Origin of the sequence: Natronorubrum texcoconense (genome assembly GCF_900100335.1) — an archaeon.
In the GTDB taxonomy this organism is placed as follows: Archaea; Halobacteriota; Halobacteria; order Halobacteriales; family Natrialbaceae; genus Natronorubrum; species Natronorubrum texcoconense.
Genome location: NZ_FNFE01000001.1, coordinates 719023 through 737586, shown reverse-complemented (window position 1 = coordinate 737586; position 18564 = coordinate 719023). Strand labels below are relative to the sequence as shown.

The 18564-nt window shown below is 65.6% G+C and carries 19 protein-coding genes; 7 read left to right on the top strand and 12 right to left on the bottom strand.

Features of this window, described 5'->3' with window-relative positions; genetic code table 11:
* Positions 1 to 87 precede the first annotated feature (87 nt).
* From BLT08_RS03490 to BLT08_RS03475, 4 genes are all read right to left on the bottom strand, one after another.
* Positions 88 to 960, bottom strand: a complete 873-nt coding sequence (locus BLT08_RS03490; RefSeq protein ID WP_090303379.1) for a type II CAAX endopeptidase family protein — start codon at positions 958 to 960, stop codon at positions 88 to 90.
* A gap of 132 nt (positions 961 to 1092) precedes the next feature.
* A complete protein-coding gene (locus tag BLT08_RS03485; protein ID WP_090303378.1) occupies positions 1093 to 1578 on the bottom strand; it encodes a metal-dependent hydrolase in 486 nt (161 codons plus the stop codon).
* 163 nt (positions 1579 to 1741) lie between these two features.
* Positions 1742 to 2458, bottom strand: a complete 717-nt coding sequence (locus BLT08_RS23325) for a hypothetical protein (RefSeq protein WP_090303377.1) — start codon at positions 2456 to 2458, stop codon at positions 1742 to 1744.
* A 129-nt stretch (positions 2459 to 2587) separates the two neighbouring features.
* Positions 2588 to 3100 (bottom strand): CinA family protein, encoded by a 513-nt coding sequence (locus BLT08_RS03475; protein WP_090303376.1) that lies wholly within the window; start codon positions 3098 to 3100, stop codon positions 2588 to 2590.
* A gap of 107 nt (positions 3101 to 3207) precedes the next feature.
* Between BLT08_RS03475 and BLT08_RS03470 the strand changes: the two genes are divergently transcribed.
* From BLT08_RS03470 to BLT08_RS03460, 3 genes are all read left to right on the top strand, one after another.
* Positions 3208 to 4308: a pyridoxal phosphate-dependent aminotransferase gene (locus tag BLT08_RS03470; protein WP_090303375.1), complete on the top strand. Its 1101-nt coding sequence runs from the start codon at positions 3208 to 3210 to the stop codon at positions 4306 to 4308.
* Positions 4309 to 4780: 472 nt separating this feature from the next.
* On the top strand, positions 4781 to 6196 hold the full coding sequence (locus BLT08_RS03465) for a glycosyltransferase family 2 protein (protein ID WP_090303374.1): 1416 nt from the start codon (positions 4781 to 4783) through the stop codon (positions 6194 to 6196).
* Between the two features lie 64 nt (positions 6197 to 6260).
* On the top strand, positions 6261 to 7490 hold the full coding sequence (locus BLT08_RS03460; RefSeq protein ID WP_090303373.1) for an ArsA family ATPase: 1230 nt from the start codon (positions 6261 to 6263) through the stop codon (positions 7488 to 7490).
* A gap of 26 nt (positions 7491 to 7516) precedes the next feature.
* Here BLT08_RS03460 and BLT08_RS23320 read toward each other — a convergent pair whose 3' ends face one another.
* Positions 7517 to 7873 (bottom strand): hypothetical protein, encoded by a 357-nt coding sequence (locus BLT08_RS23320; RefSeq protein WP_245724139.1) that lies wholly within the window; start codon positions 7871 to 7873, stop codon positions 7517 to 7519.
* Entirely contained in the window at positions 7870 to 8904 is a 1035-nt protein-coding gene (locus BLT08_RS03455; protein WP_245724138.1) for an O-antigen ligase family protein, read from the bottom strand. Before BLT08_RS03455 ends, BLT08_RS23320 begins: the two co-directional genes overlap by 4 nt.
* Before the next feature lie 157 nt (positions 8905 to 9061).
* On the opposite strand from BLT08_RS03455, the gene BLT08_RS03450 reads away from it, so the two are divergent.
* The gene (locus BLT08_RS03450) at positions 9062 to 9823 is read left to right on the top strand and encodes a DUF7847 domain-containing protein (RefSeq protein WP_090303372.1); all 762 of its coding nucleotides are present in this window, start codon (positions 9062 to 9064) and stop codon (positions 9821 to 9823) included.
* Positions 9824 to 9855: 32 nt separating this feature from the next.
* Here BLT08_RS03450 and BLT08_RS03445 read toward each other — a convergent pair whose 3' ends face one another.
* The 3 genes from BLT08_RS03445 to BLT08_RS03435 all read right to left on the bottom strand — a co-directional run bounded on the left by BLT08_RS03445 (position 9856) and on the right by BLT08_RS03435 (position 12106).
* Positions 9856 to 10323, bottom strand: a complete 468-nt coding sequence (locus BLT08_RS03445; RefSeq protein ID WP_090303371.1) for a universal stress protein — start codon at positions 10321 to 10323, stop codon at positions 9856 to 9858.
* Between the two features lie 103 nt (positions 10324 to 10426).
* On the bottom strand, positions 10427 to 11623 hold the full coding sequence (locus BLT08_RS03440; RefSeq protein ID WP_090303370.1) for an MFS transporter: 1197 nt from the start codon (positions 11621 to 11623) through the stop codon (positions 10427 to 10429).
* A 108-nt stretch (positions 11624 to 11731) separates the two neighbouring features.
* A complete protein-coding gene (locus BLT08_RS03435) occupies positions 11732 to 12106 on the bottom strand; it encodes a tautomerase family protein (protein WP_090303369.1) in 375 nt (124 codons plus the stop codon).
* Between the two features lie 224 nt (positions 12107 to 12330).
* On the opposite strand from BLT08_RS03435, the gene BLT08_RS03430 reads away from it, so the two are divergent.
* Entirely contained in the window at positions 12331 to 14238 is a 1908-nt protein-coding gene (locus BLT08_RS03430) for an SLC13 family permease (protein WP_090303368.1), read from the top strand.
* Between the two features lie 196 nt (positions 14239 to 14434).
* A complete protein-coding gene (locus BLT08_RS03425) occupies positions 14435 to 14707 on the top strand; it encodes an Lrp/AsnC family transcriptional regulator (protein WP_090303367.1) in 273 nt (90 codons plus the stop codon).
* A 91-nt stretch (positions 14708 to 14798) separates the two neighbouring features.
* Here BLT08_RS03425 and BLT08_RS03420 read toward each other — a convergent pair whose 3' ends face one another.
* Positions 14799 to 15359, bottom strand: a complete 561-nt coding sequence (locus tag BLT08_RS03420) for a DUF8108 domain-containing protein (RefSeq protein ID WP_090303366.1) — start codon at positions 15357 to 15359, stop codon at positions 14799 to 14801.
* Positions 15360 to 15419: 60 nt separating this feature from the next.
* A complete protein-coding gene (locus BLT08_RS03415) occupies positions 15420 to 16469 on the bottom strand; it encodes an SDR family oxidoreductase (protein WP_090303365.1) in 1050 nt (349 codons plus the stop codon).
* 322 nt (positions 16470 to 16791) lie between these two features.
* On the opposite strand from BLT08_RS03415, the gene BLT08_RS03410 reads away from it, so the two are divergent.
* Entirely contained in the window at positions 16792 to 17688 is an 897-nt protein-coding gene (locus tag BLT08_RS03410; protein ID WP_090303364.1) for a universal stress protein, read from the top strand.
* A gap of 34 nt (positions 17689 to 17722) precedes the next feature.
* Here BLT08_RS03410 and BLT08_RS03405 read toward each other — a convergent pair whose 3' ends face one another.
* Positions 17723 to 18520, bottom strand: a complete 798-nt coding sequence (locus BLT08_RS03405) for an endonuclease V (protein WP_090303363.1) — start codon at positions 18518 to 18520, stop codon at positions 17723 to 17725.
* Positions 18521 to 18564 lie beyond the last annotated feature (44 nt).

Sequence of the window (18564 nt, the reverse complement as noted above, 5' to 3'; positions counted from 1 at the left end):
CCGACCACCACGAACTCGTATGGCGGCTGTAACGGTCGCGGATCACCACCCGATGCGAGGGTGAGAGTAGCCTGTCGACCGGCTGACCTACCGCTCGGAATCGGTCGGCGGATGCGGTACGTCGTCCGCCCTCGTCAGGGTCTTCGGCCCCCAGATCACCGTGAGCACAACGGCTAACAGTATCCAGTGGAGGTAGTAGGCGGGATCCGCGACCTCGAGCGTTTCGGCGGTGAAGTTGACCCAGCCGTGCAACAGGATGATGCCGAGGATGCTCCGCGCGGTGTGGTTGTACACCCACGTGAACGCCGGCGAGAGCGAGACGATTCCGATCGTGAACAGCCAAAACCCGATCGTCCCGAACCCAACCATATCGTGCTGGAACGACCCCGGAATAAAGAATAGGGGGAGATGCCAGAGCGACCAGACGACGCCCAGGATCAGGCTCGCGCCGAGTGCGGACCAGTGCAGTTGCAGCCGGTCTAACGCGTAGCCTCGCCACCCCAGCTCCTCGAGTATCGGCGGGAGCGTCACGAAGAACAGCGCCGGCAGAATCGCCGCCGGATTCGTCCCGAACTCGCTCACTCCCTCGCCCCACACGAGGCCTGAACCGCCCAGCAGCAGATCGACGGCCGCTGCGACGAGCGTCACCGCGACTGGGAGTAGCAGAATAATGGCGAACCACCGGACTCCGATTCGACGCACCTCCGTGATCCGGGCCCAGAAATCCGCTCGCCCTCGCGTTCCGTAGACGAGGTAGACGAACCCGATGCCGGCGACCCCGGGAGCGGCGAGTCCCGCCAGCAGTAACAGAATTCCCGCGGCGCTGTCGAATCGAAGACCGAAGGCGATAGCCGACAGCCAGAACAGCCAGGTCGCCCCCACCGACACGGCGAAGAACAACCACGGGCTTCCGACGGCGACGGCCGTGTTACCGATCGTTCGACGCGATGTAGTGGTCATGCGTTACGTACTGCACCCACGCGGTTAACGTGCGCTACGCCCCGACGTCACCAGGTCCGTCTCGAGTACTCGTAACCGCTCACGAACGTCCTCCAGCGGGGCCGTGTTCGGTACGCAGCGTCGACGGACTCGCTAGATGCCGAGCGTCTGCCGCCCTAGCTCGAGGCCCCACTGAGGAACCTCGTAGAGAACCGCCGCGACGAGCACCAGTTCCAGAACGGTGATAACGACCGTCACCGCGGTCGCGTGTTTGCTGCTGACCGCGACGCCGACTGGTAGCCCGAACTCCTTCTTCCAGAGGGGGTAGAACAGCGCGATGCCGCGTTTGCTCCCCGCCACGTCGAGCACGTAGTGGGTCAACACGCCGATCCAGACGTACTCGAGGTTTCCGAAGACGTACGGGAAGGCGATGAAGCCGGCCAGTACCGGAAGGCTGTGCAGCGTTTTCCGGTGTTTGCCGAACGCCGTGTCGACGTCCGGAAAGAGGGCCCCCAGCGTCACCGGGACGCCGATCATAATAATGGCCCGAAACGTCTCGAGGTCGCCCGCCGGCTCGAGGAGGTAGCCCAGTCCGAGACTCAGAAGAACGGCGTTGAGAACGTGTCCCTTCTTGTTCATCTATCGCTACTGGAGAGGCGACCGCCGAAAAGGTTTCTCTCGAGGACTGTCATCGGCTCGTGTCGGTTGGTCGTGACGTGCGAGACGGGAGCAAGTCGGAGTCCGTTCTCGTCTCGAGTTCCGGTGTCGTCGGCTCGCTCGAGGCAGCCTATTCCGAATCCGGTTATCGTTCCGCGATCGCGAGCGCCGTAAAGAGGACGAAGGCCGCGAACTCGGCGACTTTGGTCGACAGGGCCATCATATCGTCTCGCAGGTGGTCGATCGTCACCTCGATGACACCACCCTCGTCGTCGTGGCTGTGTTCGTGGCCAGCGTCGCCGTCGTGGCTGTGATCGTCGCCGTTGTGGTCGTGGTCGTCATCGTGACTGTGATCGTCTCCGTTGTGATCGTGGTCGTCGGCGCCGTTGTGGTCGTGGTCGTCGTCGCCGTTGTGGTCGTGGTCGTCATCGTGACTGTGGCCGTCGTCACCATTGTGATCATCATCGTGGCTGTGACCGTCGTCGTGGCTGTGGTCGTCATCCCCGTTGTGATCGTGACCATCCCCATCGTGGCTGTGCTCGTGTCCCAGTCCGGCATCGTCGAGACCGAGGGCTGATTCGGTGATTCCCGCCGCGTGCCAGTCGGCGTAGCCGACGATCGGGAGGAACATGACCGCCGCACCCGCGGCGTACGCCTGCGCCTCTCGGAGCAGTCCCTTGGAGTACGTGTAGATGAGGAGGAAGACGATCAGCGAGAACGCGACGAACGCAAACGGCAGTATCGAGACGGAGTCGCCGTTGACGAGCCAGTTGTACAGATCGACCATCCCGAACACCAGGTGGACGATCGCAGTAAAGAGTGCGAGAGCGCCTGCTGCAAAGACGGCGTGCTGACGGTTCATGCGGCCACTAGTCTGCTAATTCAAAAACCGGTTCTGGTCTAGCTGTCGAAAACGCTCGCCGGTCGGCCGAAATCGTCGACGGAAAACACCCTCGCGACTGATGGACACACTCACCGACCGAGCAGACGATCACTGAGCGTCGATCGCCTCGAGCAGATCCTCGAGCGCCCGATTCACGGTCTTCGCCCGGACTGTCGCCCGGTCGCCGTCGAAGACGTACCGGTTGACGGCGGAAAACGAGGACTCGCTCCCCCACGGACCGGCGTAGGAGACGCCGATGTAGACGGTACCGACCGGATCTTCCTCCGTGCCACCGGTCGGGCCGGCGACGCCGGTCGTCGCGATCCCCCACGTGACGTCCGCGACGTCTCGCACGCCGCGGGCCATCTCGTACGCGACGGGTTCGGAGACGGCGCCGTACTCGTCGAGCGCCTCGCGGCTGACGCCGAGATGCCGGCGTTTGGCGTCGTAGGCGTAGGTCGTCAGGCCGGAGTCGAAGTAGTCGCTCGCACCGGGAACGGCCGTGATCGCGGCGCCGATCAGCCCGCCAGTACAGGACTCGGCGACGGCGAGCGTCTCCTCGCGGTCCCGGAGCGCGTCGGCGACGGCCATCGGCAGTTCGCGGTCGATGTCGTCGTTCATCGTATTCGAGACGAGGGGCCGACGACGTGTCAAAGCACGGGTTTCGCGCGAGCGGATCCGCGGTTCGAACGGAAAGAACGACGGTCCGTGGCTCCAGTCTACCCTACATGGAGTACGAGACGCCGCTGTTCTTCCACGTTATGCAGTACGCCAAGCGGGCCGACCGCGACGTCATCGACATGGTCAGCGGGAACCCCGACTGGGAGCCGCCCCAGGCGCTTCGGGACGGCCTGCACGAGTACGCCGACCTCGAGCCCGAACAGTTCCAGTACCCGCCGAGCGAGGGATTACTCGAGTTACGCGAGGAGATCGCCGCTCGGCGGGGCGTCGACGCCGAGCAGGTGGTAATCACGAACGGCGCGGGTGAGGCGAACTACCTCGCGATGGCGCGGGCGTTAGAGCGCGACCGCGGGAACGAGGTCATCCTCACCGATCCGGTCTACCCCTACTATCCCGGCAAGACGACGATGTTGGGTGGGACCCAGCGATTCGTCGCGACGGACGACGAGGGGCAACTCGATCCCGCCGACGTTCGCGAGGCCGCAAGCGAGGAGACGGCGGCGATCGTCGTCAACTCGCCGAACAACCCGACCGGGGCGGTTTACCCGGAGGAGACGGTTCGGGAACTCGTCGCCGTCGCGGAGGAGTACGACGCGATCCTCGTCAGCGACGAGGTGTACGATCACTTCGACCTCTCGGGGGAGTTCTCGAGCGCGCTCGAGTTCGATTCGGACCACCGGATCGTCACCAACGCGTACTCGAAGTCGATGGCGATCACCGGCGTGCGCGTGGGGTACGCGATCTTTCCACCGCACCTCGTCGAGAACGCCAAGAGCCGGCACATGCTGGTCAACGTCGCGACCACCCGTCCCGGCCAGTACGCGGTCCTGCAGGCCCTGCGCGAGACCGGTCCGGACTACTACGAAGCCAATCGCGACCTGCTCCGCGAGCGCGTCGTGACGTTCACCGACGCCTTGGACGCGGCAGGTGCGGAGTACACCACGCCGAAGGGCTCGTTCTACGTCATGGCCCGCTTCGACGGCTATCCGGGGACGCTCGAGAACGTCGAACGATTGATCGACGAGGCCGGCGTCGCCGGCATGCCCGGCGAGGCGTTCGGCGACTCGCGAACGGCGTGGCTCCGATTCGCTCTCGTCACGCCGCGCGTCGAGGAGGCGGCCGAGCGGCTGGCAACCTACTTCGACTGACTCGACTGCCGACCTCGAGTCCGACGGCAATCCGTGTCGGATTCAGGATCCAACGGCTCTGGCAAAAACCGCAGTAAGTGATTGGTTCAGTATCCGCAACAGTCAGTACAGACGAAGGCATTATTGCTTGGTCCAGTCAGACCACGCGCGGTGGCGCGCGCTGTGGGTCGGCCGAACGACAGTGAGGCCGGCCGACGGTATCGTGCGAGGGATGAGGGAGCGATAGCGCGGGACCGGAGGTTCCGCGTACCGTGCGAACGGCGCTTTGCGCAGTTCGCAGATGGCGGAGCGAGCGAATCGGTTGGGGAGGACGTGGAACTCATCGCCGCCAGTAACTGCAGAACGCTTATTTTCACGATCGAACGTCCACACTCGAGCGTACAATAAACACACGTAGTGAGCAATTGACGGAGACTGCCACCCGCGCTCCGGCCGCAATACAGATACGAGCGGCCGAGAGTGTTGCAGGGAGATGCTGCTCGAGGCCGTCGTCGCCGCGTTCGTCCTGACGCAGTTATGCTACGCCCTCGTCAACTGCGGGCTGCTCGGCCTGTTCGTCCGTCGACCGACGAACGAGGTCGACGAACGGACGCTCGGACGCGCCCTCGAGACGGCGAACAGACGGCGTGAGCGACGGCCAATCCAGGCCCGCGCCGACGGCGGCTCCGAACCGCCACCGCCGCTCGATCGAAACGCTGTCGCACCCGCCCTCGAGCACGGTTCCGGCCCCCGCTGTCGACTTCCCGCCACGCAGCTCCCGCGGATGCACGTCCTCATATCAGTCGAACACGATCAGTGGGACCTCCTTGGGGAGACCCTCAAGAGCCTCGCGTCCCAGAGCTATCCGGTGTCGCTCGTGCGCGTGATCGTCGCGTACGACCCTCGCGAAACGGCCGCACCGGAACTCGAGGGTGAAATCGGCGCCGATCGACCGCCGGGTCTCGAGGTCGTGACGATCGAAACCGACCGCGATGCACTGGCGAGCGATCGGTCTCCCGACGAGTGGTGTTTCACGGGAACCGGCGTCTCGCGGGCCAAAGCCGGTGCGCTCACGCACGCCTACGATACCCAGTCCCGGACGTTCGCGGACGACGACGTCGTCACCGTCCTCGAGGCCGGCACGCGGCTCCCCGTCGACACGTTCGAACTCGCCGTCGCCGGCCTCGACGAGTACGACATCGTGCAGGCCAAGCGGACGGTCGGAAACGCCGACGACGGCGTCCTGCCGCTGCTCGAGTCGATGGCGAGTGCGGGCTGGTCGGATCTGTGCTACAAATCGAGCAAGGGGCCGTACCACCTCCTTGGTGCCGGATACTTCACCGAAGCGCACGTGCTGGCCGACCTGGATCGGTGGCAGCGCGAGGCGGACGGCGACGTGCCACTCGGAATCGCGGCCTCCCGTCGCGGCTACGATCTCGGGATTATCGATCGGTACGCTCGAGCGCACTGTCCCCCGACCCTCGAGGCCTGGGTCGACCGGAAACGGCAGTGGACCCGCGAGCCGTACCGGTATCTGTTCGCTCGCGGGTGGGCCGGCCTCGAGGACAGCCGATTCTGGACGGGGCTCGTTCTGATACAGGCGCTGGCGCTGCTCTCCGTCGTCGGCGTTCCCGCTGCCCTGCTCGTCGGACTCCTGTACAGCGGGGGCGTGGATATCAACTCGCTTACGGTGCCCGTCCTCTCGCTCGTCGGCTTCAACGCGCTCGTCTGGAGCTACTCGATCGTGGTGGCCTACCGTGCGGCCTGGGACGCGCTCCCCTTCCGAAGCCGCTGGCATCAGGCGGGCTACTCGATCGTCGTCAACCCGATCACGCAGGGGCTCTTTCTGCTGGTACTGGCGGTGCCGACGGCGCTTTCGATCGGCGACGCCGCTCGAGGGCGAGAGTAGCCGGCATAGGGATTCGAATCGAGAGACCGACGAATACTCGTGTCGGGACGGAGAACCGGCTGGCATGAGTGGAATCGACGTCGAGCCGGTCGACGAGGAGGCCGAGGACGCTTCGAGCGGTGACGACGGCGCACACACCATCGAGGTGACGCCGACGGACTCCGTCGCGGACGACGAACGCGAAACGATCGACGTGGAGCCGTCCGACGAGCCGATCGACGGCCCCGACTACGTCCTCTACGGCGGGAAAGGCGGCGTCGGAAAGACGACGATGGCCGCCGCGACCGCCCTCGACAGCGCCCGCGCCGGCACCAGCACGCTCGTCGTCTCGACGGACCCCGCACACTCCCTCTCCGATACGTTCGAAACCGAGGTGCCATCCGAACCCGGTCGGATCCGAGACGATATCCCCCTCTACGCGGCCGAGATCGATCCCGAGGCCGCGATGGAGCGCGGTCAGGCCGCGTTTCTGGGTGGCGGTGGTGGGGACGGGTTCAGTGACGACGGGTCCGAGGACGACGCGTTCGGTGGCGGTACCCAGGGTCCGTTCGGTGGGAGCGAGGCGAGCGGCGGAATGGGCGGCATGGGCGGTCTCGGCGACATGCTCGGCGGCGAGTCCCCGATGGACGCCATCTTCGGCGGCGCGATGCCCGGCGCCGACGAGGCCGCCGCGATGCAGCTCCTCCTCGAGTACATGGACGACCCCCGATTCGAGCGCGTGGTCGTCGACACGGCGCCGACGGGGCACACCCTTCGGCTGCTGCAGTTACCCGAACTGATGGACACGATGATGGGCCGAATCCTGAAGTTCCGCAAGCGGATGAGCGGCATGCTCGAGGGCATGAAAGGGATGTTCGGCGGGCAGGAGCCACCCGAGGAGGACGACCTCGACGATCTGGACGAACTGCGCGACCGGATCGAACGGCTCCGAGCGGTGCTGCGTGATCCCGCGCGGACGGACTTCCGGATCGTCATGGTGCCCGAGGAGATGAGCGTCCTCGAGTCCAAGCGCCTGCGCCAGCAGCTCCGCGAGTTCGACATTCCCGTGGGCACCCTCGTCGTCAACCGCGTGATGGAACCCCTCTCGGACGTCACCGACGACGTCGAGGGCGAGTTCCTCCAGCCGAATCTGGACGACTGCGAGTTCTGCCAGCGGCGCTGGGACGTCCAGCAGAAAGCCCTCGCGGAGGCCCAGGACCTCTTCCGTGGCACCGACGTCCGGCGGGTTCCCCTGTTCGCCGAGGAGGTTCGCGGCGAGGAGATGCTCGAGGTAGTCGCGGCCTGTCTCCGGTAACGCTCAGGGTCGCGGGACCGAATCGGTTACCCCTCCCGCCTCGAGTCGCGACGCGAACCGGTCCCGTCGCGCTCGGCGGCCCGCTGTCGAACTCGAGTGAGCGCGCGGGCGAGTCGGCTACTTACGAACGCCTCTCGAGCGGTAGTAGGCCGTGACTCCCTCGCGGATTCTTCGGGTTCGGTCAGCAACATGAGGCCGACGAACAGGCCGAACACGACCGACGAGACGCCCAGCCCACCGAGAAAGTGCGACTCGAAGGCCATGTAGACGTAGATCCCGGCGGCGGTACCGACGACGAACCCCTTCCAGGCCGTCCAGCGTCCCCTGATCCCACGACCGAGCGCGTAGACCAGCGAGCCGAGGTACAGCGACCCGGCGATCACTCCCGTGCTGAGCAGCGGATAGATGTACGAGTTGTGCGGGCCGCTACTGGTACCGGTGTCCGAACTGAGCGGCGGGTAGATCGACGAGTGATGGAACTCCCTCCCGATGCCGATCGCGACCCGACGTCCGCAAAGCCGATCCCCCACAGGGGGTCGGCCGCGAGTAGCTCCACGGAACGCACCCACATCTCGATGCGACTCATCAGCGTCGTCTGCATCACCTCGGAGACGTGACCGATACGGATCCCCGCGTACAGCACGGCGACGCCGGCACCGATACCCAGAAACGAGAGCAACCGATGTCGTCCGGCGAGTACGATGACCAAGCCGACGCTCGCGCCGGCGAGTGCAGCATCGCCCTCGCTCATGATCAGTCCGAGCACGCAGACGCCGAGCGCGGCGATCCAGACGAGTCCGCCGCGAACGAGTACGGTGTACAGCGCCGCCAGACAGCCGATCATCATGAAAAAGCCGTACGGGTTGGGGTTGCTGAACACCGAGACCGTCCGGATCGCGTACAGTCCCATGACCTCCTCGCCGACGAAGTCGGGAAGATCGGTGTCAGCCGTTCCGGCCCACCAGAGTACCAGTACCCCGACCAGAGCGACGGCGACCGCGGCCAGCGTGAGGGCCATCGCGAACGTCTGCCGTCGCCCCTCGACGAACCGAGGGAGGACGACCACGGTCGCGAACACGGCGAGTGGCGCGCTGAGCGCGACGTAGAACAGTTCCGTCTGCGGCGCGTGGAACCGATACTGCGCCACGAGTCCGAGCCAGTACCCGCCGAAGAGAACGAGAAACGCGGGGTCCGTCGATAGCCGAACGCTCGTAAACATCACCCCATATACGGCGACAGCAGCGAGTACGACGGCCGAGAGCAGATACCCCTGGTCCGTCGAGAGATACCACGTCGACGGTGCGATGCTTACGACGATCGCGAATACGGCGATCAGCGGATAGTGTAGCGGAACCGCCGGAGAATCAGCAGGCGATCGACCCCAGAGATACTCGGTGTCTCGCCAGTCACTCATCGGTACTGACCGTTCCGTATCCAGCAACGGCTTGCTTTCGGTCGTTCTCCGCGGGTGAGTCGCCGCACCGAAACTGATACGGACGTGACGTTCGATACCCCGCGCCAGTTCACGCCGAGACAGTAACACCTATCTGTTATCTCAGTTTGGTTGATGTATGCCGTCCCTCCAGCGGAAAGGCGTGATCGGGTCGATCGGCGACGGAATCGAGTGGCTCCGTCGAAATCCGATACTGATGGTCGTGTTCTTGCTGTACGGCTTGATCGAACTCGGCGCCGAGATTCTCGGACCCGCCGGAGTCGTGCTCACGCTGGTCGGCTGGCTCCTCTTGCCCTACATCGACGGGCTCGTCCACGTGATCGGCAAGCAGGAAGCGTCCGGGGAGTCCGGGGATATCGGGCGAGCCTCCTCGACCGTCCTCGGGCGGTACCTCTCGCTGATCGTGATCTGGATCGCCTACGTGATTGCGGTTTCCATCGGACTCATCTTTCTGATTCTCCCGGGAATCTACCTCGCGGTTCGCCTCTCCCTTGCGTTTCCGGCCTGCGTTATCGACGATCAGGACGCGTTCGAGAGCCTCAGCACGAGCTGGTCAGTGGCAAAAGGAAACCTCCTGAAGCTGTTCGGCATCTTCGTCGCATCGCTCGTCGTCGTCGGTAGCGTCGGGATCGTCACGGTGCTGTACACCGGTCTCGATGGTGAGTTCTACCTCACGTTCCTGCTCGTCTCGGCTCTCCTGACCGCGGTCGTCAGCCCCGTCGTCCAGTTCGCCCTCGCTCGCGTCTACCTCGAGAACCGGCCGACCGACGAGACGTCGACATCCGAGGACGACACCCAGAACGACGGGTGGGGAACGACGACCGACGACAGGACGCGAACTAACCGCGACGACGACCGCTGGGACGACGCAAACTGGTAGCGGAGACGAACGCGCCCGCTCCCGCGTCCCAGTTACGACTCCGATCGATCTTCCGGGACGACCGTTACCGGCCGATCGCTCGCGAGAATCACCGCCTGCGCGACGCTGCCGAAGAGGACCTTGCCGACCGGCGACTCGGTCCCGATGCCGAGGACGATCACGTCGCTGCCGACCTCCCCGGCGAACTCGAGGATAGCTTCTGCTGGTTCGCCCGTCGTCTCGTGGAGCGACCAGTCGACGTCACCCGACTCGAGGACGTCGATTGCGACTTCGACTGCGTTCGGAAGCCGCTGGCGGGCCGCAGCGTTCTCCGCCATCTCCTCGGCGAAGGTCTCGGAGAACCCGCCGGCGGCCCACTCAGCGTCCGGCGCCGAGACGTCGCTGTGAACGTACAAGATGTCGACGGTGCACTCGTCAGCGGCCGGGTTCTCGAGGATCGATTCGACCTGTGCGCGCGCTCGAGCCTCGATATCGTCGATCGGAAGCAGGATGCGGTACATGGCCGTCACTTCGAGCGCCGGAGTCAAAAATCGTCCTCCGACTCTCGGTGAGCCGTTCCGTGCTCGGTTTGGATGGACTCGCACGCCGCCGAATCCGACGCTCTTACTCCTGCATCGCCGGCTCGTCGATCGGGGGCTCGAGCCGAACCGCGTACAGCAGGAGACCGACGGCGAGTCCCATTCCGGCGGCGAGTAGCCACCACGATCCTTGGTAGCCGACGGTGTCGGCGAGGTAGCCGAACGCCGGCGGAGCGACGACCGAGCCGATCACGAGCGAGAGTTGGCCGGCGGCGGTCGCGCCACCCATCTCGTCGGCCGTGACCAGCGTCGCCATGTAGGAGTAGTAGATGCCGGTGTTTCCGAGCACGAAGAAGCCGAGGGCGGAGAACGCGATGGCGGCGTTCAGCGCGCTGTCGGTCGCCGCGACGACGACGAACAGGGCGGCCCCTGCGACGACTTGAGTGATCAGGATCGCCCCGATCCGCGTCTGCGGGTCGCCGGGCAGATTGTCGCTCAGCCAGCCCGTGACGACGCGACCGACGCTCCCGAACAGCTGCACCAGCGCGAGCACCACGCCGCCGAAGGCGACGGAGGCGCCGATATCCTCCTCGACGTAGAGAACGGTGTAGCCGGTCGTGGTAAACAGCGCCGCGCCGAGGAAGAAGCCCGCCGCGACGAGCACCCGATAGGGTCGGTTGCGCGACAGTCGCCGAAAGTCGGGGTACTCCGCCGCGCCGCCGTCGCCCGCGCCGCTGTAGAGGAGCGCGAAGAGGAGGGCGACGGCGAACCCGACGCCCGCGGCGATCAGGAAGCCGGCCTGCCAGAAGAGCACGCCCGCCAACCCGGTTACGAGCAGCGCGCTGATGCCGCTGCCGGCGGTGACGCCGACCTGCTTGATTCCCAGCGCGAAGTTCTGGCGGCCCGCGGCGATGCTGTCGTAGATCGCCTTGTTCGTCCCCGGAATCGCGGAGGCGTACATCGAGCCGAGGAAGAAGGCGGCCGCGAGCAACAGGGCGTAGGTGGGTGCGCCGGCGACCATCACGACGCCGGCCGCCAGTCCGACGAGTCCGAGCGTCAGCGATCGTTTCTCTCCGAAGCGGTCGATCAGCGCGCCGACGGGGAGGAGGCAGACCGCGTAGCCGAGCGTCAGGGCCGTCACCACGAACCCCACCGAGAACCGGGAGAGCCCGAACTCGTCGCGGAAAAATGGCGTCGCCGCGAAGACGGTGTAGTAACAGATACTCGCCGACACCTGCCACAGCGACACGAGCGAGACCGTCCGCCAGTACGACCGATCCATCGACCGTCGCCTCCTTTCTCGAGGACGCGCTTTACTGTCCCGGTGGCGGAGAGACGTTCCGGCTCGTGAGCCTGCTCTCGTCTCGCGTTTTCTCCCGGTACTGGGCGTTTACTCGCCGTCCCACTCGCCACCGACGCGGTCGACGCCCATCATGTTCTCGCCCGCGTGCTCGGTGAAAACGACCTTCATATTCTCGTCGGGAACGTCGAACGTCTCGCCGAGGTAGGCCATGGTCTCGAGCGCGAACGCGCGCTTGCGGTCGAACGGGCGACCCTGCCGGATTTCGGCGTCGAGAAAGAGGAGCGGCCCGTCCACCGCGCGACCGAGATGGAGGTCGGCCGACTCGCGGTCGCGGATCGTCACGGCGACGTGACCCGCGGTCGTCGCCATCTCGTCGGTGTACAGTTCCGTTACTCGGTCCGCAAGCGCCGTTTTCTCGGCAGCCGATAGCGACAGCGTCGTGTCGAACTGTAACAGCGGCATACCCCGATTTGGTGGGGCGTCGGCTTGTGAATTCCGGCGATTCGTCCGTCCTTCGAGTGGCCCACCTATCGGATCGTGTGCCCGTAATCGGATCTTATCGACGCTCGAGCGTGCGGAAACGGGTGCTACTTGCTGGTTACTTATTGGACGGCTCGAGCAAGCGACCCGTGAACGCCGAGTCCCGCTGACGAGACCGAACTGCGCGCTGACACCGAAGGAATCACATGGCCAACTCAAAGCCCGACGACGGACTGACGGACCAGCTCTCGAACCGCGTTCGAACGGCCACGCAGCGACTGTGGGCGTACCTGTGGCGGCTCAACGAGCAGACGAAGGCGTACCTCACGCTCGACGGCCCCGCGATCGTCGAAGACCTGGACGGTCTCTCCGAGGAGGAACGACGCCTCGCGCGGAAGGCCTTCGCGGACGGCGGTCACGACCTCGGCGAGACCGCGGGGGACGGTCAGGACCGCGACGTCGACGGCGGTACCGACGGTAGCGAGACGGCAGCCGGACGCGGAGATGTCGGGAGTACCGGCGGTGGTAACGGCGGGAACGGCGGTGACGATGGCGGTAATGGAGACGACGAATCCCCGTTCGACGTCGGCGGCGAGTACAAGCTCCGCCAGAAGATCGGGTTCGGTCTCGGTCCGCTGCTGTTCGCCCTGATCTTCTTCTCGCCGACGCCGGAGGGGCTGACTCCCGAGGGACAAGCGGTCGCCGCTGTCACGGCGTGGGTCGCCGCCTGGTGGATGTCGGAGGCGATCCCGATCCCGGCGACCTCGTTGCTCCCGATCGTCCTGTTCCCGCTGACCGGCGGTCTGCCCGTCGAGGACACGACGCCGTCGTACGCCGATCCGCTGATCTTCCTCTTTATGGGCGGCTTCTTCCTCGCGATGGCGATGCAGCGGTGGGGGCTCCACCGACGGATCGCGCTGCGGACGATCAGCGCCGTGGGCACGGAACCCTCGCGGCTCATCCTCGGGTTCATGCTCGCGACGGCGTTCCTCTCGATGTGGGTCTCGAACAGCGCGACCGTGATGATGATGGTCCCCATCGCGCTGGCGGTGATCTACCAGACCGCGGATCTGGTCGAGGAGACGAACCTCGATATCGACACCAGCCAGGGGAACTTCTCGTTCGGCGTGGCGCTGATGCTCTGTATCGCCTACGGGGCGTCCGTCGGCGGCGTCGGCACGCTCATCGGTACGCCGCCGAACATCCTCTTTGCGGGGCAAGCAGGCGAACTCTTCGGCGAGACCATCGGCTTCGCCGAGTGGATGCTCTACGGCGTCCCCATCTCGATCGTCGGACTCGTCACCGTCTACCTCTACGTGACCCGGCTGGCGATGTCGCCGGAGTTCGACGAACTGCCGATCGGGGCCGACACGATCGACCGACAACTCGAGGAGCTTGGATCGATGTCTTCGCAAGAGCGCATGGTGTTGGTCGTTTTCGTCGGAATGGCCCTCTCCTGGATCGGCGCGAGTCTGGTCGATCAGTTCGGCCTCCTTCCGGTTCCGGAGGACGTGGACACCATCGTCGCCATCGCCGGCGCGATGGTCCTCTTTACGCTGCCGACGACGACCGAAGACGGCGAGCACACGTTCCTGCTCGACTGGAGCAACGCCGTCGACATCCCGTGGGGCGTAATTCTCCTGTTCGGCGGCGGACTCGCCATCGCCGCCGGCTTCGGTGACACCGGTCTCGCCGCCTGGATCGGCGAACAGCTCGCCTTGCTCGAGGGCGTCTCGATGATCCTCATCCTGTTTTCGGTGGTGCTGTTGACCGTCTTCCTGACGGAGGTCACCTCGAACACGGCGACGACGGCGATGTTGATGCCCATTCTGGCCGGCGTCGCGGTCGGCATCGGCGTCCACCCCTTCGGACTGATGATCGCCGGCGCGACCGCGGCTTCGTTCGCGTTCATGCTGCCGGTCGCGACGCCGCCGAACGCGATCGTCTTCGGCAGCGGCTACATCACGCTCCCCCAGATGGCCCGCGTCGGCATCGGCCTCAACGTGATCGGAATCATCCTGATCACGCTCGTCGCGCTCTTCTGGCTGCCGATCGCCTGGGGAATCGACCTCACGACGCTGCCGACCGAGTTCGTCGAGGCCTGGGGCTCGTAACGCGCGACGACGATCTCGAGACCGTTCGGCCGAACGACCGGTTTCGGCCGTAAGACCCCATCGAGCGGCGACATACTGAACGTGCTCTCTCGTCGGACTGCACACTCTCAATTACCAACGGAAACCACGTTCCGACTGGCTGGGAACCGGGTGTCCGGTTGATACGCTCCGCCGAATACGTGATGGATGAGACGGTATGCCAGACCACGACACCCCAGAACGAACGCAGGCAGATGCGATCCTCGAGGCGCTCGAGGCGTCCAGTCCGGCGACGATCGCCGATCTCGCGACGGCCCTCGAGACGCATCCGGTAACCGTCGAGCGCCGCTGTCGGTCCCTCCAGCGAGCCGGGCATATCCGTCAGTGCACTGGTGGGGTGTACACGCTCGTCGAGACCGACACCGACCGGCAGACGACCCCCGCTGACGCTCCCGCAGACCGACACCGACCGGCAGACGACCCCCGCTGACGCTCCCGCAGACCGACACCGGCAACCGAACCCCGCCGACTGACCGCCCCTCGAGCGACCGAATCCGGTCGTCCCATAGCAACGATCCCGATTATCGTCGCTCGAGATGGCGGTCGTCCGCGGTTCGACGACCGCGTTCGACGTCCCGACTGCCGTCGCTGGCTGCCGACTCATCCGACAGTTCCGCCGTCGCACACTCGAGACAGTAGTAGTTGTAGTCCACTTTCCGCGTGTAGACCGGCAGCCCCGCGAGCGCGTACTCCTCTCGATAGCGCCGAACCAGTCCCCGCTCGACGCGAGAGTCACAGGCGACACAGCGTTCGTCGCAGTCCTCGTCGGAGCGGACGACCCGTCGATCGACCGACCGAACGCGGCCGAACGCCGACGGCGAGTGCCGACGGTCCAACCGCCGTCGCATTTCCGGATTGACGAAGATGCCGAAGGCGACGAGCACGAACGAGGCGACGAGCCAGAGCACCGCCAGCAACGCGTATCCGACTACGGCCCCCTGTGTCGCGCCGGCGACGATGTTCCCGGCCCCGACCAGCCCGAACAGCAGTCCGAACCCGACGAGGAGCCAGCCGGCGACGCCGTACAGGAGCGCCGAAACTCGATCCGCGAGTTCGACCGCATTCGATCGGCTGTTGGACATTACAGTGATCGACGTTCGAGAGCCGGTCGTGTAAGCGTTCCGAACGAATCGGCCGGTGGTTCAAACCAGTTTTCGGAGCAGCCGGTAGCCCGCGTCGCGGAGGGCGTCCGGCAGGAATCGTGCGTAGACGCCGTACTGAGCGAGCGGGCCGACCGGGTATCGGGCCGGCGGCTCGGGCGCCGTCGCAGACTCGAGAATCGCCCGCGCGACGTCTTTCGGCTCGGAGGCGAACGGCCCCCCGCTGCCGCCGCCGATCAGTTGCATCTCGTCGTACAGTTCGTACAGCGTCTCGTAGGCCGGCGTACGCTCGCTCTCCGGCAGTTCCTCGTCGACGCGATCGGTGAAGTTCGTCTCGACCGGCCCGGGTTCGATCACGGTGACGTCGATGCCGAACTCCTCGACCTCCGCACGCAGCGAGTCGCTCATCGCCTCGAGGGCGTGTTTCGAGCCCGCGTACGCGCCCGAGCCGGGGAACGAGATCCGACCGACGACGCTCGAGACGTTGATGATTCGGCCGGCGCCCTGAGCGCGCATGTGGGGTAACGCCGCGCGAACGAGTCGGTGCGGGCCGTAGACGTTGACGTCGAACTGACGGTGGAGATCCGACGTCGAGATGTCCTCCATCGGTCCCATCTGGGCGTAGCCGGCGTTGTTGACGACGCAATCGATCGCACCGGCGTCGTCGACGACCCGTTCGACCGCCCGGGCGACCTGGTCGGGATCGGTGACGTCCAGCGCGAAGGTCGTACAGCCGGCGTCCTCGAGCGCCGTGATGTCGTCCGGATTTCGCGCCGTCGCAAAGACCTGCCAGTCGTTGGCGAGGAACGCCTCGGCGGTCGCCCGCCCGATCCCCGACGAACAGCCCGTGATCAGGACGCTCTTCTTGCGCGCGTAGCGGTCCTGATCGCTCGTCTCGTCGGTTGTGGTCTCGGATACGGTGCGGTCGTCCGTGGTCGTTCCGGACGCTGTACGGTCGTCAGTGGCGGTTTCAGACGACGTGCGATCGGTCGCGTCGGTCTCGGTCGTAGTCGATTCGGCCTCGCGATCCTCCTCGACGACGGTGCCGTCCGCCCCATCGTCGGCTTCCTCGACGTCCTCAGCGGTGGCCATACGTGACGGGTTCGAGAGACGATACCTAAGTATCGACGGTTTGTCGCGCTGAACGTACTGTTCGGTTTCTACGATTCGGTTTGGCGAGTAAGTGCGCCGTCACGCCGGGGGCGTGTGGCTCGAGCACTGTAGCGACTGGTACCGGAGCGGTCCGTCGCTGTGGCGACAACGCGCGATCGATGATCGGGTCGATGGCTATCCGCCGACACCAGTTTTATTGGCCGATCTCGACCGACGAATCGACGAGAGTATCCATCAGCACCGGTGACGTTCTCGAGCGCTAACCGAGAGCTATTCACTATCGTGGTACTATTTACCACGTATGAGCACCTCGGCAGCGACCCAACCGGTACTGGTCGCGGTCGGCAACCCCGACCGCGTTGAACAGTTGGTCCGAACGGCCGGTGATCTCGCTCGCGCGAGCGAGAGTCCCATTAAAATCGTCTCGGTCGTCGTCAAATCACACGACTCGCCGTTTTCCGTCTACTCGGACGAGACGATCATCGATCAGTACGCGGGAAACAGTCGAGAGTTGTTGGATAGAGCGATTGCCGTCGCACCCGACGACGTCACCGTCGACGATGCACAGGTCGTCAGTCACTCGGTCTCCGAGGGCATCCTCGCGGCGGTCGAACAGACCGACGCGCGGGCACTCGTCGCCGGCTGGGAGGCGCGTGGAAGCCGAACCGACGCCGTTCTCGGGACGACGATCGATCGACTCATCGAACGCGCGCCGTGTGACCTCTACGTCGAACGCATCGGTCACGAGGCGAACGGCGTCGACTCGATCCTGGTTCCGGTCGCGGGCGGCCCGCACGTCCGTCCGGCGGTCCACGTCGCGACCGCGATCGCCGCGCGAAACGATGCGACCGTCCACCTGGCGTCGGTCGTCGACAGGGAGACGGATTCGAGCGCGGCCGGCGAGTACATCGAGCAGGCGCGGGCCGCTCTCGAGGAGGCGCCGGGACCACCCGTTCGGACGGAGGCGACGACCCACGCCGGCACCGACGTCGCGACGGAACTACTCGATATCGCCGCCGATCACGACGTCGTCGTGTTCGGTGCGACGCGTCAGGGCGTCATTCAGCGTCGGCTCGTCGGGACGATTCCGCGGACGGTCACTCGCCAGACCGACAAGACGGTCATTCTAGCCCGCGACGGAGACACCGTCGGCGGGTCGGTGCTCACCCAGATTCGACAGCTCTTGACCCCATCATAGCGATTGCCGCCGCACCGATCTCCTCATTTGCCGCTCAGGACGTCTCGTAGACTTCTCGTTTCGCCTCGTCCGCGTAGCTGTCGGCCAGTCGGACGGGTTCGGGAAGTTTGTACGACGAAGCGAGTGCGAGCGCGATATCGGCCGCAGTTTCGGGACCGACGCGGTGGCCGGGGCTGACGTACAGCGGGTTGATGTACCGATCCGGTGAGTCATATTGGCGCGTCTGGACCGCGTAGCCGATCAGGCTGCCGTCGGGACAGTCGACCCGCGAGTTGGCCTCGATGGGGACTCGAGTACCCGCTGGGAGGTTCTCCGTCTCCCCGCGCGGCGTGCCACAGAGCAGGCTCTTCGCGACGCCGACGGCTGGCACGTCCCGGATAACGCCCATGTGAGTCGCGATACCGGCCTGTCGGAAGTGAATGCGGCCGCTGCCGTCGAAGAGAAATAGATCGGGAGCGACTGAGAGTGCCTCGAGCGCCTCAAGGATCGGTCCGCCCTCGCGGAACGCGAGCAGGCCGGGGATGTAGGGGATCTCGAGCGGCGTCACCGCGTGGACGCGCTCGATCACCTCGCCGCCTTGCATCGCGACGACGGCGCTCAGCGCGCGGTCCTGGTCGCCTTCGGCGTTCGTGAGGAAGGACTGGTCGACGCCCGCGACGATCGGCGGGTCGTCGGGGCTCGAGGCCGTCGCGAGCGGGTTCGACAGTGCCCCCGGGTCGAACGAAAAGTCGTCCTCGAAGACCGCGGCGTCGGCGATTTCGCGCTGGAGGGCTTCCATGTCGTCGCGCTCGAGCGAGCCGTCGGGAGCGAGATCCGGACGAGGTGGAGTCATCGATAGTGACGAGTTGGCAGTGGGTGAAAATCAGTGCCTGGGTT